This is a genomic window from Streptomyces sp. NEAU-W12, from assembly GCF_026242095.1.
Classification (GTDB): domain Bacteria; phylum Actinomycetota; class Actinomycetes; order Streptomycetales; family Streptomycetaceae; genus Streptomyces.
Map to the genome: position 1 here is coordinate 1 of NZ_JAPJDM010000009.1, position 12929 is coordinate 12929.

At 70.5% G+C, this 12929-nt stretch carries 14 protein-coding genes; 6 read left to right on the forward strand and 8 right to left on the reverse strand.

Features of this window, described 5'->3' with window-relative positions; genetic code table 11:
* Positions 1-92: 92 nt before the first annotated feature.
* Both ORI94_RS12855 and ORI94_RS12860 read right to left on the reverse strand, forming a co-directional pair.
* The gene (locus ORI94_RS12855) at positions 93-503 is read right to left on the reverse strand and encodes a four-helix bundle copper-binding protein (protein ID WP_266074668.1); all 411 of its coding nucleotides are present in this window, start codon (positions 501-503) and stop codon (positions 93-95) included.
* Positions 504-944: 441 nt separating this feature from the next.
* The gene (locus tag ORI94_RS12860; RefSeq protein ID WP_266074669.1) at positions 945-1508 is read right to left on the reverse strand and encodes a hemerythrin domain-containing protein; all 564 of its coding nucleotides are present in this window, start codon (positions 1506-1508) and stop codon (positions 945-947) included.
* Between the two features lie 574 nt (positions 1509-2082).
* Between ORI94_RS12860 and ORI94_RS12865 the strand changes: the two genes are divergently transcribed.
* From ORI94_RS12865 to ORI94_RS12885, 5 genes are all read left to right on the forward strand, one after another.
* A complete protein-coding gene (locus ORI94_RS12865) occupies positions 2083-3927 on the forward strand; it encodes a thiamine pyrophosphate-requiring protein (RefSeq protein WP_266074670.1) in 1845 nt (614 codons plus the stop codon).
* Between the two features lie 704 nt (positions 3928-4631).
* Positions 4632-4901 (forward strand): hypothetical protein, encoded by a 270-nt coding sequence (locus ORI94_RS12870; RefSeq protein WP_266074671.1) that lies wholly within the window; start codon positions 4632-4634, stop codon positions 4899-4901.
* 74 nt (positions 4902-4975) lie between these two features.
* A complete protein-coding gene (locus ORI94_RS35505; RefSeq protein WP_416237811.1) occupies positions 4976-5176 on the forward strand; it encodes a hypothetical protein in 201 nt (66 codons plus the stop codon).
* 162 nt (positions 5177-5338) lie between these two features.
* Positions 5339-5875: a hypothetical protein gene (locus ORI94_RS12880; RefSeq protein WP_416237812.1), complete on the forward strand. Its 537-nt coding sequence runs from the start codon at positions 5339-5341 to the stop codon at positions 5873-5875.
* 706 nt (positions 5876-6581) lie between these two features.
* Entirely contained in the window at positions 6582-7865 is a 1284-nt protein-coding gene (locus ORI94_RS12885) for a cation:proton antiporter (RefSeq protein WP_266074672.1), read from the forward strand.
* Between the two features lie 147 nt (positions 7866-8012).
* On the opposite strand, the gene ORI94_RS12890 is transcribed toward ORI94_RS12885, so the two are convergent.
* From ORI94_RS12890 to ORI94_RS12905, 4 genes are all read right to left on the reverse strand, one after another.
* Positions 8013-8174, reverse strand: coding sequence for a hypothetical protein (locus tag ORI94_RS12890; protein WP_266074673.1), 162 nt, complete (start codon positions 8172-8174; stop codon positions 8013-8015).
* Positions 8171-8485, reverse strand: coding sequence for a hypothetical protein (locus ORI94_RS12895; RefSeq protein WP_266074674.1), 315 nt, complete (start codon positions 8483-8485; stop codon positions 8171-8173). Before ORI94_RS12895 ends, ORI94_RS12890 begins: the two co-directional genes overlap by 4 nt.
* A 37-nt stretch (positions 8486-8522) precedes the next feature.
* The gene (locus ORI94_RS12900; protein WP_266074675.1) at positions 8523-8759 is read right to left on the reverse strand and encodes an IS3 family transposase; all 237 of its coding nucleotides are present in this window, start codon (positions 8757-8759) and stop codon (positions 8523-8525) included.
* Positions 8760-8915: 156 nt separating this feature from the next.
* Positions 8916-9929, reverse strand: coding sequence for a LacI family DNA-binding transcriptional regulator (locus tag ORI94_RS12905; protein WP_266074676.1), 1014 nt, complete (start codon positions 9927-9929; stop codon positions 8916-8918).
* 372 nt (positions 9930-10301) lie between these two features.
* Between ORI94_RS12905 and ORI94_RS12910 the strand changes: the two genes are divergently transcribed.
* Complete coding sequence (locus ORI94_RS12910; protein WP_266074677.1) at positions 10302-11267, forward strand: glycoside hydrolase family 6 protein; 966 nt, start codon at positions 10302-10304, stop codon at positions 11265-11267.
* A gap of 512 nt (positions 11268-11779) precedes the next feature.
* Here ORI94_RS12910 and ORI94_RS12915 read toward each other — a convergent pair.
* Entirely contained in the window at positions 11780-12085 is a 306-nt protein-coding gene (locus ORI94_RS12915) for a hypothetical protein (protein ID WP_266074678.1), read from the reverse strand.
* A 28-nt stretch (positions 12086-12113) separates the two neighbouring features.
* A complete protein-coding gene (locus tag ORI94_RS12920) occupies positions 12114-12752 on the reverse strand; it encodes a hypothetical protein (RefSeq protein ID WP_266074679.1) in 639 nt (212 codons plus the stop codon).
* Positions 12753-12929 lie beyond the last annotated feature (177 nt).

A 12929-nucleotide genomic window follows, 5' to 3' on the forward strand; every position in this document is an offset into this window, starting at 1 on the left:
CCCGCGACCGGGCGGTGCTGGGGACCAGCAGGCTGCCGCCCTCCGAAGTCGGGCCCCGTCCACCCGGTGCAGCGGAGTGGACGGGGAGTATGTCAGCCCAGGGAACCGACGAGGTCGTTGCACGCCTGCTCGCAGCGGCGGCACGCCTCGGCGCACACGCGGCAGTGCTCGTGCTGATCGGCGTGGCGCTCGCACTCGTCGGCACAGGCTTTGCAGACGGTCGCGCACGCCTGGAGAATCGCGCGGGTGATGTTGGCGTCGTAGCCGGTGTGGCGGGACAGCACCGCGGCGGTGGTGTTGCAGATGTCGGCACAGTCGGTGTTCGTACGGATACACTTGGTCAGTTCACTGACCATCTCCTCCGACAGGCACGCGTCCGCGCACGCGGTACACGCCTGTGCACAGGCGATGCATTCCTCGATACACCGGGCGAGCTTCTCCCGGTCCACCCCGCCCAGATCGGCAGGATACGTAGCGAGCATGTCCTTGACTGCAGTGGTCACGACGGAAACCTCCAATGGTGCTCAGCGACGGCTGATGCCGTTCGCTTACGGGTAACACCACGCCCGACGCCGCAAACCGCCGAGTGCTCCGTCAGCACCGCCCGGCCCTGATCGCGGTCGCGGTGCGTCGGACCTGGCGCGAGTGGAGGCAATGGCGGCGGCCGCAGATGAGGGGCGGGGCTGGACGGCGGCGAGGCGGCCGTGGAGCCGACGCGGAGCTGAATCTGTTCGCCGAGAGGGGCAGCGGCTCGGCGACTCCGACGAGACCGTCCGCGCCGGGCGAGCACGAAGGGGCCGCAGGCCAAGGACGTCCCACCTGCGCAAGCCGACGCCCAGGCACCCCGTGTGCTGCTCCGTGTTGCTGGCCAGGGGCCGAGCGCGTTCCCGGCATGCCGCATTCCCCTCATGCGACAGGTACGGCGGACACGGTCCGGTGAGCCTTCAGCCCTGTCGGCCGCGGCCGGTGAGCGCGTCGCGCAGCCGGTCGACCATGCCGGTGCCCGGGGCGAGGAGTTTGTTGGCGGGCGGCGTGTCGGGCGCGGCAGGGTGCGGGCGGGTGGGCGCGGTCTCCTTGGCCATCCGCACCTTCTCGCCCAGTTCCTGCAGGGCGTCGGCGGAACAGGCGTCGGCCAGCAGGGGGAACAGCCGGTTCTCCTCGTCGGCGACGTGTTCGGTGACGGACGTCTTCAGCTGCGTGATCAAGGTGTCGAACCGGCCGTCACCGGGCTCACAGCCTTCGAGTTCCTTGAGCATGCGCTCGACTTCGCTGTGGTCGGCGATCTCCTCGTCGGCCAGGTCGTCGCCCCCGTCGACGTAACGGCGCACCGTCGGGTACAGGTGTTCCTCTTCCGCCACCGAGTGGCGCACCAGCTCCCTCGTCAATTCGTCCGCCAGTTCGCGCCGTCGCTGCTCACCTGCGGGGAGCGCCTCGATCTGTTCGAAGAGCGAGTCCACCTCGCGGTGGTCCGTGGTCAGTTCCTGAATGATGTTTCCGCCATGTCCCATGATCGGCTTCTCCTTCTCGGTCCCCGGCGCGGCGTGGATTCCTGGCTCCGTCGCCTTGTGGCGAAGCCGTCCGCGTCTCGTGCGACGTCCGGCCACCGCGGCGTCACCGCCCTCCGCACACCGCCACCGGGCAGAACAGGCGGGAAGGTGCTTCTTCGGCGCCCGGCAGGGGATGGGTGCCACGCGACACGCCGGTGACGTCGCACAACCCGCCATTTCACTCCGGCGGCCGATACCAAAGCCACGGTCCATGGCCGGAGCCGAAGATGTGCGTGGTCGCGACCACTCGGGTCCGTAACGGCGCGTGATCTGTTGGAGGAGGTCTCCAGCGCGCGGACCATGCCGGCAGAGGAGTCGAAGTCCGTGAGGCAGCGCGCGGTCCCACTGCGACGTGCCGGACCGGCCTCCTCGGCTGACGTCCGCGTCACCGGGTCGGCTTCGCGAGGGCGACGTTTCCCTCGTGTCCGCACGGTTATCCATCGAAGGACGTGCCCCGCGCGCCCCTGTGCGCACCCCGGACCGGGGGCACCGGGACAGTCACTCACTGACGGGATCGGAAACGGAGTGTCCATCCATGGCCAGCACGAAGGTGTCCGACTACATCCTCCAGCGGCTGCGCGAGTGGGACGTCGATCATGTCTTCGCCTACGCGGGTGACGGCATCAACGGTCTGCTGGCTGCCTGGGGGCGGGCGGACAACAAGCCGAAGTTCGTGCAGGCCCGGCACGAGGAGATGGCGGCCTTCCAGGCCGTCGGGTACGCCAAGTTCTCCGGCAAGGTGGGTGTCTGTGCCGCCACCTCGGGTCCCGGCGCGATCCACCTGCTGAACGGGCTGTACGACGCCAAACTGGACCACGTGCCCGTGGTGGCGCTGGTCGGACAGACCAACCGCAGCGCCATGGGCGGCTCCTACCAGCAGGAAGTGGACCTGGCCGGCCTGTACAAGGACGTGGCCTCGGACTTCTGCGAGACGGCGACGGTTCCCGAGCAGCTGCCGAACCTGATCGACCGGGCCTTCCGCACCGCGTACGCCAAGCGCACCGTCACCGCGATCATCCTCCCCGGCGACGTGCAGGAACTGGACTACAGCCCGCCCACGCACGCCTTCAAGATGGTGCCCTCCAGTCTGGGATTGGGCCGGTACGCGCCGGTCCCGGCCGACGAGGACCTCCAGCGGGCCGCCGACGTGCTGAACGCCGGCGAGAAGGTCGCCGTACTGATCGGACAGGGGGCCCGCGGCGCACGCGAGGAGGTCGAACGGCTGGCGGACGTGCTCGGCGCCGGCGTGGCCAAGGCCCTGCTCGGCAAGGACGCCCTGCCCGACGACCTGCCCTACGTCACCGGCTCCATCGGGCTGCTGGGCACCCGCCCCTCCTACGAGCTCATGCGGGACTGCGACACCCTGCTGATGATCGGCTCCAGCTTCCCGTACACGCAGTTCATGCCGGAGCTGGACCAGGCGCGGGCCGTGCAGATCGACATCGACCCGCACATGATCGGCCTGCGCTACCCCAACGAGGTCAACCTCGTCGGCGACGCCCGTGAGACGTTGCGACGGCTCCTGCCGCGCCTGCACCGCAAGACGGACCGGACCTGGCAGGAGAAGATCGAGAAGGACGTCGCCCGCTGGTGGGAGGTCATGCAGCGCCGCGCCGCAGTGGACGCCGATCCCGTCAACCCCGAGTACGTCGTCCACGCCCTGGACGGCAAGCTGCCCGACGACGCGATCCTCGCCGCCGACTCCGGCTCGGCCGCCAACTGGTACGCCCGCCACCTGCGGCTGCGCGGACGGATGCGCGGCTCCCTGTCCGGCACCCTGGCCACCATGGGCCCCGGCGTGCCGTACGCCATCGGGGCGAAGTTCGCCCACCCCGACCGGCCCGCCATCGCCCTGGTCGGCGACGGCGCCATGCAGATGAACGGCATGATGGAGCTGGTCACCGCCGCGAAGTACTACCGCGAGTGGTCCGACCCTCGGCTGATCGTGGCCGTGCTGAACAACGGCGACCTCAACCAGGTCACCTGGGAGATGCGGGCCATGTCCGGCGCCCCGCAGTTCGAGGAATCCCAGCACATCCCCGACCTGCCGTACGCGGACATCGCGCAGCGCATCGGCCTGGACGGCGTCCGGGTGGAGAAGCCCAAGCACGTCGAGTCCGCCTGGGACCGGGCCCTCGCCGCCGACCGGCCCTTCGTCATCGACTTCCGCACCGACCCGGCCGTCCCGCCCGTCCCGCCGCACGCGGAGCTGGACCAGATCGAAGCCGCGGCCACCGCGATCCTCAAGGGCGACAGCGACCGCGGCTCCATGGTGAAGCAGGGCCTCAAGGCCAAGGTCCAGGAGATGCTGCCGGGCAGCCGCCACCGCGACGAACGCCCCGGCGCCGGACCGCACGACAGCACCGAAGGGAACAAGTGACCCACCCGGCTGTTACGGGGTGGGGCCGGCGACACCTGCGACGCGTTGCGGGTGGAGGAGGGTCCGGCCGGTCCCGGAGTGGCGTCGGCGGGAGCGGAGGAAGTCACCGTGGTCGCCGTGCCGGTGGATGTGTCCGGCGGAGAGGACGCCGAAGGAGTGACGCCTTTGTCGCCGCAGGCCGTCAGAGCGGCGAGCGTGACGAGGCCGACGGCGCCGCCGGGGGCCTGGGCGTAAGCGGGGGGTGCGGTGGGAGGAGCCGGACCACTGCATGAGCGGGTCCTTCCTCAGGGCCGTGGCGGACACGGGGACGGGGACGGGGACGGCCACCGCGTTCCCTTCCGCGGGGGCCTCACACGCCCCCGTCTCCGGCGGGGCGGAGACTTCCCGTCGGCTGCGGCGGTGAACCGCTACCGCGGCGACAAGGGCCTTACGGGTACCGTGCGCCCGGGCGGCCTGCCACCGGCGCCTGTGGTGCCGCGCCGGTCCTGAAGCTGTCCCCGGCTCCCGTTCCGCCGGACGGTCGACCACTCGAACACCGAGCAACACGTACATATCCGCAGGCCCGCAGGCTCGGAGTCGGCACGGAAGGCACGACGCTCCGTGCCTTCCCACGCGCCTGCCGCGTGTCCCGCGCAGCACCACGGGTACTCAGGTGGGACTGCATCCCGTACCAGTGGAACACTCTGTTCGAGGGGATGACCCGCATGCTCATACTCGGACTGCTCCTCCTCGCGGCCGTGGGAACCTTCACCGGCCTGGTGATCGCCGACAACCTCTCCGGTGGCCCCGAGTACACCGTGTCCGTACTCGGCCAGGACATCGCCACCATGAACACGCTGGCCGTCTTTTGCTCCGGTCTGGCCCTCGCACTCATCTTCTGCGCGGCCCTGAGCGCGGTGGTGAGCACAGCGGCCCATCGCCGCCGGGGGCGTCACCGCACGTACGCGACTCCCCCTGATGGCCCCGGCCGGTGAGACGGGCTCGGACCCACTCCAGGACACTCACGGACCAGTCAGCACATCAATGGCCAAGAAGGATGGACCGTGTCGTGGCACGGACCCGGGAACTCCTCGAGGAGCAGGGCCCGGGCGCGATCGGCTTCTGCACCACCGGGCAGCTCTTCGCCGAGGGGTCCTGCACGCTGGGGGTGATCGCCCGCGGCGGGCTGGGCACCAACCACGTGGAGGGCAACACCCGGCTGTGCACGGCGACCGCGGCGGCGGCGTTGAAGAAGTCCGTTCGGCTGTGACGGGCAGCCCGCCTCCTACGCCGGCATCGACCACGCGGACGTCATCGCCCTGTTCGGCCGCAGCATGGCCGGGACGCAGAGCGTGCGGTGGACGCGGGTGCCGGGCCGGCCGGCCGGGCCCAACCCGTCCGCCCTGGTCTGTGTCGACCCCGGACGGCACCGGTGGCACGGGCGGCCACCGTGCGCCTGGCGCCCCGGCCGGGGACGGACGTGGCCCTGCTGAACGGCCTGCTGCTGCCCGAACTGCACCAGAACGAGAACGACCTCGCACATGAGCTGCTGCGCGTCTCCGAACGTCACAAGGTCGGCCATGAGATCCACCACGTCGCCCGGGGTCTGGCCCGCTGGTCGCAGCGGCACGTCCGCACCATCGCGGACATCGGCGAACGGTTCGGTACCCGGCTCGGTCCCGACCCCGTGGACGAACCGAAGACAGCCGAACGCCTGCGGGACGAGGCCAGTGAGCTCGTCGGCCGGAAACCCCAGGTGGCCCTGCTCCTGCTGAGGGACCTCCGGGAAATCTACGTCAAAGCAGCCGGACTCCCGGTGGACGGGGAGATGCTCGCCCAGGCCGCACAAGGGCTGAAGGACACCGAACTGCTCACAACCGTCCAGTCCTGCCACCCCGACGCCCTGCGCCGGATGCGGTGGGCGAACGCGAAGCCGCAGGAGTCCTCCGCCCAGGTCCTCGTCAGTTGACCGCAGGGCAGCCGCACGTCGGTACACGAACAGCGCGCGTGCAGCCGATCAGAACCGAGCCGGCCTCGGCGTTCCTCTCCTGAGCGTCCTACTGCTGAGGGCCGCCCCCCTCCCCTCGTCACCTCAGCCGATCAGTCCGAGAGGGTCGTGGTGAACGCGTCCACCACGGCGCGGGGTGCGGTGGAGGCATTGGTTTCACGCCGCTGCCGGTCCTGCGCGCGCTGAAGCGCCCGCCGTACTGGACGGAGTCCGCGGAGGCAAGGACGCATCCAGTCGGCAGGATGTGCGGTTGAGCATGTCGACAGGGAGCGCTGTGCGCGGACCGCCGAGGAAGCGAGGGCTCGTCAGCCTCTCCTCCTTCAGGCGGGTGCCGGGCCGGCTCTGTCGTCCAGTTCGCAGTGCTCCTCCTCTGCTTCAGAGGCATCCGGTTCTTCCGGAACCTCTTGCGCGGCCGGAATTCGCAGCCGCGTCCGGTCCGGTCAGAGTCCCGGCCGACGGATCATGGCACGGACCTCCATGGGCCGGAGCGACGGCACTCGTGTGTTCTCGGGGTTCCGGGCGCAGCGGTTCCGGACGGCAGTGCGCGATGAACAGATCCTCGGCAGGTACGCATACCAGGCCCGGGCTGTGGCAGAGGACAGGGCAGAGGCGCCTGCCGTTCCGGGTCGGCGCCGCCGGGCCTGGCCGACAGCGGGGAGCGTTTCAGGTGGTACTCGTCATCGTCTTCGGGGCGGCGCTGTTGGTGGCCGTGCTGCTGTCCGGGCTGGCCGCCCGCTCGGTGCTGTCCACCTCGCTGCTGTTCCTGGTGGGCGGCGCGATCGTCAGTGACGGCTTCCTCGGCCTGATCCACATCACTCCGGACAGCGACATCGTCCGGGTCACCGCGGACCTGGCGCTCTTCGCGGTGCTGTTCACCGACGGGATGCACGTTTCCTTCCCGGCCCTGCGCCGGTCCTGGCGCAACCCGGCCCGCGCGCTCGTCCTGGGCATGCCGCTGGCCTTCCTCGGGGTCGCCCTGCTCACTCACTTCCTCGTCGGCCTGGACTGGACGACGTCCTTCCTAATCGGCGCCGTACTGGCACCCACCGACCCGGTGTTCGCCTCGGCCATCGTGGGCCGCGAGGAGGTGCCCGCCCGACTGCGGCAACTGCTCAACATCGAAAGCGGCGTCAACGACGGCCTCGCGCTGCCGTTCGTCCTCGTCTTCATCGCGGCCGCCGCACCCGCCGGCCACGCCGAGAACGTCGGTGTCGCCTCGATCGCCGGTGAACTCCTCCTCGGGCTCCTCTTCGGCGTGACCCTGCCGCTGTTGGTGCACTGGCTGGTACGGTTCCGGATGCTGGGCGCCGAACCCTCGCTTCAGCCCCTGCTGCCGCTGGCGGTCGGAGTCATCCTGTACGCGGCCTGCCACCTCACCCACGCCAACCCCTACCTGGCCGCCTTCTCCGCGGGCGCGGTGATCGCCGCGCTCGCGCCGCAGGCCAAGGGCGCCTTCGAGCCGCTGGGGGGAGCTCTGGCGGAGCTGGCCAAGTTCGCAGCGCTGCTCGTCTTCGGCGCCCTGCTCACCCCGCACCTCTTCGGCGAGCTCTCGATCGGCGGCTACGCGGTGGCGGTCTTGTGCATCTTCCTCATCCGCCCGGCCTCACTGCTGCTGTCCCTGGTGGGCACCGACTTCAACCGCAAGGAGAAGCTCACCGCGGCGTGGTTCGGCCCCAAGGGCTTCGCCTCGGTGGTCTACGGACTGCTGGTGCTCCAGGCAGGCATCCCTCAGGGCGAGGACGCGTTCACCCTGATCGCCGTCACCATCGCCTTCTCGATCGTCGCCCACAGCAGCACGGACGTACCCATTGCACGGATCTTCGACGTCGAGAAACTGATCGGCCTCCCCGACGACGACGGGACACCACAGCATCGGTCGGACCCCGGCATGCCGCAGGGGCACAGCGACACGGGAACCGGCAGCCACGACGACCGGCCCCGTGCGCACTGAGCGGCCTGCCCGCGAGGATCCGACCGGTCAAGCGCCCAGGTCATGGCGGCGCCGGTGGCGTAGCACTCCGGGGCGCTCGGCGGGCCGGGGCTCCTCGTCGGACGGGAGCCCTTGACGTGGCTCGGCCGCCGGCAGCGCCCCGCCCGGTCAGGACTTGTTGCCCGGTCCGTTGCGGCGGGTCTCGAACTCCTTGTGCCCGTTCGGGCAGGAGGGGGTCTTGTCCTCTTCCTCGACATGGACCTTCTCGCTGCAACTGGCGCAGCAGAAGTCGTCCGTCTTCTGTGCCTTCTCGTCCGCTTCTGCCGTCATGACCGGTCACCTCCGCCCTCGTGGTCCGTCGCCGCCCGGCCCTGCGTGCCCGCTGTGGTTGCCGCTCCCGTTCCCGCCGCTTCACCGAGGCCGGGTGCGACGGAACCGTCGCCCGCGACGCCGAGGGCCACCTTTGTCCAGCCGGACTCGCGCCGATCGAAAGCCCGGTAGGCATCGAGCGCGCCCTCGGTTCCGGCCCAGCGGGTGATCAGCGGCACGGGGTCGAGACGGCCTGCGGCGACCATGGACACCAGGTCGGGCACGTAGCGGCGGTGGTTGCAGTTGCCCACCTTGAGCGTGAGGTTCTTCATGAACCGAACTCTCCCCGTGATGCTGGGCACTCCGCACTTACGCCGCGAGGGCGTGTCCTTGCTCGTGTCGCCGCCTGATCTCCGGCGGGGTCAGGCAGCCCCGGTGCGGGTGTTTCCGCAGCCGTCTGCGGTTGCGGAAGGTCTCGATGAAGGCGAAAATCTCGGCGCGGGCGGCGGCCCGGTCGGGCCGGCGGCGGGTGCCGATCTCCTCCTTCAGGACCGTGAAGAAGGACTCGGCGGCGGCGTTGTCGAAACAGGGCCCTGTTCTTCCCATGTTCTGCCGCGGCCCCAACCTGCTTATCTCTCCCCGTAGTTCTTCGGATGTGCAGTACGTGGCGCACGGGAAGACCACCGTCGGCGTGGCCCGGTCCTGTCCCTCCCGGACGGCACGCCGGCCCCCGCGTCGGCAGCCGAGTCCGGGTCACGGCCGTCAGGCGCTGGAGCGGACGACCAGGCGGGTCGGAAGGATCAGCGGGGTGGGGTCCCGCCCGTTGACGAGCGCGACGAGCATGCGCGCCATCTCCCGTCCGAAGGCCTCTATGGGCTGGTGGACGGTGGTGAGCGGCGGATCGGCGATCCGGGCGACCGTCAGGTCGTCGAAGCCGACCACGGCGACGTCGGCGGGGACCCGTCGGCCGGCCTCCCGCAACGTGCGCAGCGCTCCCGCCGCCATGTTGTCGTTGGCGGCGAACACCCCGTCCACCTCGGGACGGCTCGCCAGCAGTGCGGCCATGGCGGCGGCTCCGCTGGGTTCGGTGAAGTCGCCCTCCCGCGGAGGGAACGGATCGAGGCCGGCGCCCAGCATGGCGTCCCGGTAGCCGCGGTACCGGGCGCGCCCGGCCTCGGTGTCCAGACGCCCGCAGATCGCGGCCACGCGCCTGCGGCCGCGCGAGACCAGGTGCTCGGTCGCCTCGCGCGCTCCGCCGACGTTGTCGACGTCCACGTACCACCGGGGAGTCGAACCGACCGGGCAACCACCGAACACGACGGGCAACTGCGCCTCGTCGGCCATACGGGCCAGCGGATCGTCCTCGCGCAGCGCCATCAGCATGACCCCGTCCGCGCCCCTGGACCGAAGGAGCTCCTCGACCCGTTTGCGGCCCCGGTCGGAGGCGGCCAGACAGAGCATCAGATGCAGGTCGGCCTCCTCCAGGGCGGCCGACGCCCCCACGATCACCTGGGCGAAGAACGGATCGGCGAAGATCGACGGATCCTCTCCCGAGACGACCAGGGCGGCCGCTCCGGTCCGGCGCGTGGCCAGAGCACGGGCGGTCGGATTGGGGACGTACCCGAGTTGCCGGGCGGCCCGTTCCACCGCCTCGCGCTTGGCGCGGCTGACGTGCGGAGCGTTGTTGAGGGCGCGGGAGGCCGCGGAGCGGGAGACACCGGCGCGTTCGGCCACCTCGTCGAGCGTCGGCTGCCGACGCGGCGCATCCTCTGCCATGAAGCATGAGCCCTTCCCCCTCGACCGGACGGGCAGCGTCTCACCTCGGTCCATGCCGCTGCCACCCGCCCGGTGGGCGACAGGGGGCCGGCGAGGGTCCTCAGCGGCCGGCCAACTGGAAGCGCTTCCAGTTTCGGCCCCGTCAGACCTTCGGGCGTGCAAGCCGGTGAAGATGCTTGCGCGTTGACCCTTGACAGCTCAACTGCCCCGTCCCACCATACCGACCACACCCCAACGGTTTCGCCGCGCCATTGGGAGCGCTTCCAGTGGGAGCGCTCCCAGAAATGATCGTGCCACCGCACTTCCTCAGCGCGTCGCAGGCTCGGGACGAGAGCGTGCGACGCATCCCTGCCAGGAGAACGAGGTTCAGTCATGCGCCGTAGACTCCGCGCCTTGGCCGCAGCGCTCTTCGCTCTGCCGCTGGCGTTCACCGCCGCACCGTCCGCCCACGCGGCCGACCCGACCACCATGACCAGTGGGTTCTACGTGGACCCCGACTCCAGTGCGAAGAGGTGGGCGGCCGCCCACCCCGGCGACGGCCGGGCCGCCGCGATCAACGCGTCCATCGCCAACACGCCGATGGCCCGTTGGTTCGGCCCCTGGAGCGGCGCCATCGGCACCGTCACGGGTGCCTACGTCGGAGCGGCGGACCACCAGGACAAGCTGCCCGTCCTCGTCGCGTACAACATCTACAACCGCGACTACTGCGGCGGGCACTCCGCCGGCGGAGCCGCTTCGCCGTCCGCCTACGCCGACTGGATCGCCCAGTTCGCCGGCGGGATCGGCAACCGCCCGGCCCTCGTCGTCCTCGAACCGGATTCCCTCGGGGACTACGGCTGCATGTCCCAGGCTCAGATCGACGAACGCGAGGGCATGCTCACAGGCGCCCTCGCCCAGTTCAACCGCCAGGCCCCCAACACCTGGGTCTACATGGACGCCGGCAATCCGCGCTGGGCCGACGCGGCGACCATGGCCCGGCGCCTCCACGAAGCCGGCCTCCGCCAGGCCCACGGCTTCTCGCTCAACGTCTCCAACTACATCACCACCGCGGAGAACACCGCCTACGGCAACGCCGTCAACAGCGAACTCAGTGCCCGCTTCGGCTACACCAAGCCGTTCGTCGTGGACACCAGCCGCAACGGCAACGGCTCCGACGGACAGTGGTGCAACCCCTCGGGCCGCCGCATCGGCACGCCCACCCGGACGGGCGGGGGAGCCGAGATGCTCCTGTGGATCAAAACCCCGGGCGAGTCGGACGGCAACTGCGGCGTCGGAGCCGGCTCCGCGGCCGGACAGTTCCTCCCCGAGGTCGCCTACAAGATGATCTACGGCTACTGATCGAGGGCTCCCGCCGCCTGCCCCTGCGATCGGCGGTCCGCCGGGGTGGCGGGCGGTGGCGGGCAGTGCCTCGGCGTCGAGCTTTCGGCTGCGGGTCAGCGGCAGTTCGGCCCGGTGCACGAGAACGGCGGGCCGCATGCACTCCGGCGGCAGGGCGGCGGCGGGCGCGGAGCGCGTGCGGTGGTGCCGGGCCGCAGCTCGGCGGTCAGCAGGGCGGCCGGGAGCGCGGAGCGCGTCCTCGTCGGGGGTCCGGTCCGCGACGTGGTGGCCGGGGAGGCCGGACAGCGCTCCACCGGGAGACGCCGTCCTTCGGGGGCGGACCGAACGATCCGCCCCCGGGCGTGTGTTCTACGGGCCTCAGCTCGCGCGCTGCTCCTTCACCAGCCGCTTCGCGCGGTCGCGACGGGACGGGGCCAGGACGTCCACCGTCACGCCGGCGCCCTCACCGGGGTTCGTCTCGATATCCCGGTCACGCTGCCGCGCCTGTCGGTGTGCACGTCTTGGTTCCCTTCTTAGGGTGAGTGGATGATCAGCGCCGTGGTCGGCAGGAAGGTGGCCAGGGCGCTGAGCCACCAGTAGGTGCGCGGGGTGAGCGAACTCCGGCGCGCGAGGGAGCGGTTCACGGACAGCCAGAGCATGACGTAGGGGACGACGACAATGGCCGCGATCGGCAGCCAGAGCACCATGGGGTCGTTGTCCGTCGGCTCGGGGCCGCTGGTCCAGCTCGCTGCGAGGAACCACAGGATCCAGATCGGTGTCACGCCCGGGACACCGAGAAGCACGTTCGCCCCCGGGGCCGTCTGCCACCGTCCGGTCATTGGTCCCGTCTTCCTTCGTTCGCAGGTGTCACTGGGCGCGCGACAACGCGTTGTACTGCTCCAGGACGCTGTACAGGCCCATCAGCTCTCGTCCGTACTGCTCGGCGTCCGAGTCGGTGCCGTTGTACCGGCCGAGGACCGCCTCCGTGACATGGACGTCGCCGCTCAGGTCCGGCCGGTCGACACCGAGCGGCTCCGAGTTCCAGAGCAGCACGTACGCGACGGTGCGGACGTTGTACTCCTCGTCGTGGTGGAACTGGTCCCAGACGTCCCGGAGGTCGGTCGTGGAATCGTAGTCCAGTGGCTCGCCGTTGATGATCCCTTCGCCGATGCGGTAGTTGCGGGCCTTGAGGGCGGTCTCGGCGAAGATCTGTCCCCACCCGGTGCCGCAGTCGTCCATCTGACCCGCCTTGACCGCTGCGTCGGAGGCGAAGTCGAAAGGGTTGAGCTTACGCAGCTCCCACAGGACCGGTGCCTGGATGAGAGCCTTGCGCATCCGCAGCGTTCGGGCCAGTGAGGTGAAGAGCCAGTCCGCGTCCACCACCGCGTCGAACGCCTCCGTGCTGGAGATGCCCCCGAGGCTGGCCCAGTCCTTGTCGGTCCAGCCGTCACCGCCGGTCTCGGGGACGCCGATCGACTCCAGGTAGGTCTTCACGTCCTGGAGCATCAGGCTCCGGTACGCGGTCTCGTCCCGTCGCGTGTCCAGTCCACCGAGGTCGGCGCCGGCGTTGAAGTCGCTCTGGCCGTAGTCGCGTCCGGAGACGATGGGGTTGTCGATCTCGATCGATCCGGCACCGGAGCCGACCTTTGGTGGTCGAGATCCGGCTGGGCGCGCAGCGTGCCC

What these genes read in the sequence shown, in the direction of transcription:
- ORI94_RS12860 (WP_266074669.1), bottom strand. Translation starts at nt 1,508, where the DNA reads ATGGGACATGGCGGAAACATCATTCAGGAACTGACCACGGACCACCGC.
- ORI94_RS12865 (WP_266074670.1), top strand. Translation starts at nt 2,083, where the DNA reads ATGGCCAGCACGAAGGTGTCCGACTACATCCTCCAGCGGCTGCGCGAG.
- ORI94_RS12870 (WP_266074671.1), top strand. Translation starts at nt 4,632, where the DNA reads ATGCTCATACTCGGACTGCTCCTCCTCGCGGCCGTGGGAACCTTCACC.
- ORI94_RS12890 (WP_266074673.1), bottom strand. Translation starts at nt 8,174, where the DNA reads ATGACGGCAGAAGCGGACGAGAAGGCACAGAAGACGGACGACTTCTGC.
- ORI94_RS12895 (WP_266074674.1), bottom strand. Translation starts at nt 8,485, where the DNA reads ATGAAGAACCTCACGCTCAAGGTGGGCAACTGCAACCACCGCCGCTAC.
- ORI94_RS12900 (WP_266074675.1), bottom strand. Translation starts at nt 8,759, where the DNA reads ATGGGAAGAACAGGGCCCTGTTTCGACAACGCCGCCGCCGAGTCCTTC.
- ORI94_RS12905 (WP_266074676.1), bottom strand. Translation starts at nt 9,929, where the DNA reads ATGGCAGAGGATGCGCCGCGTCGGCAGCCGACGCTCGACGAGGTGGCC.
- ORI94_RS12910 (WP_266074677.1), top strand. Translation starts at nt 10,302, where the DNA reads ATGCGCCGTAGACTCCGCGCCTTGGCCGCAGCGCTCTTCGCTCTGCCG.
- ORI94_RS12915 (WP_266074678.1), bottom strand. Translation starts at nt 12,085, where the DNA reads ATGACCGGACGGTGGCAGACGGCCCCGGGGGCGAACGTGCTTCTCGGT.
- ORI94_RS12920 (WP_266074679.1), bottom strand. Translation starts at nt 12,752, where the DNA reads ATGCTCCAGGACGTGAAGACCTACCTGGAGTCGATCGGCGTCCCCGAG.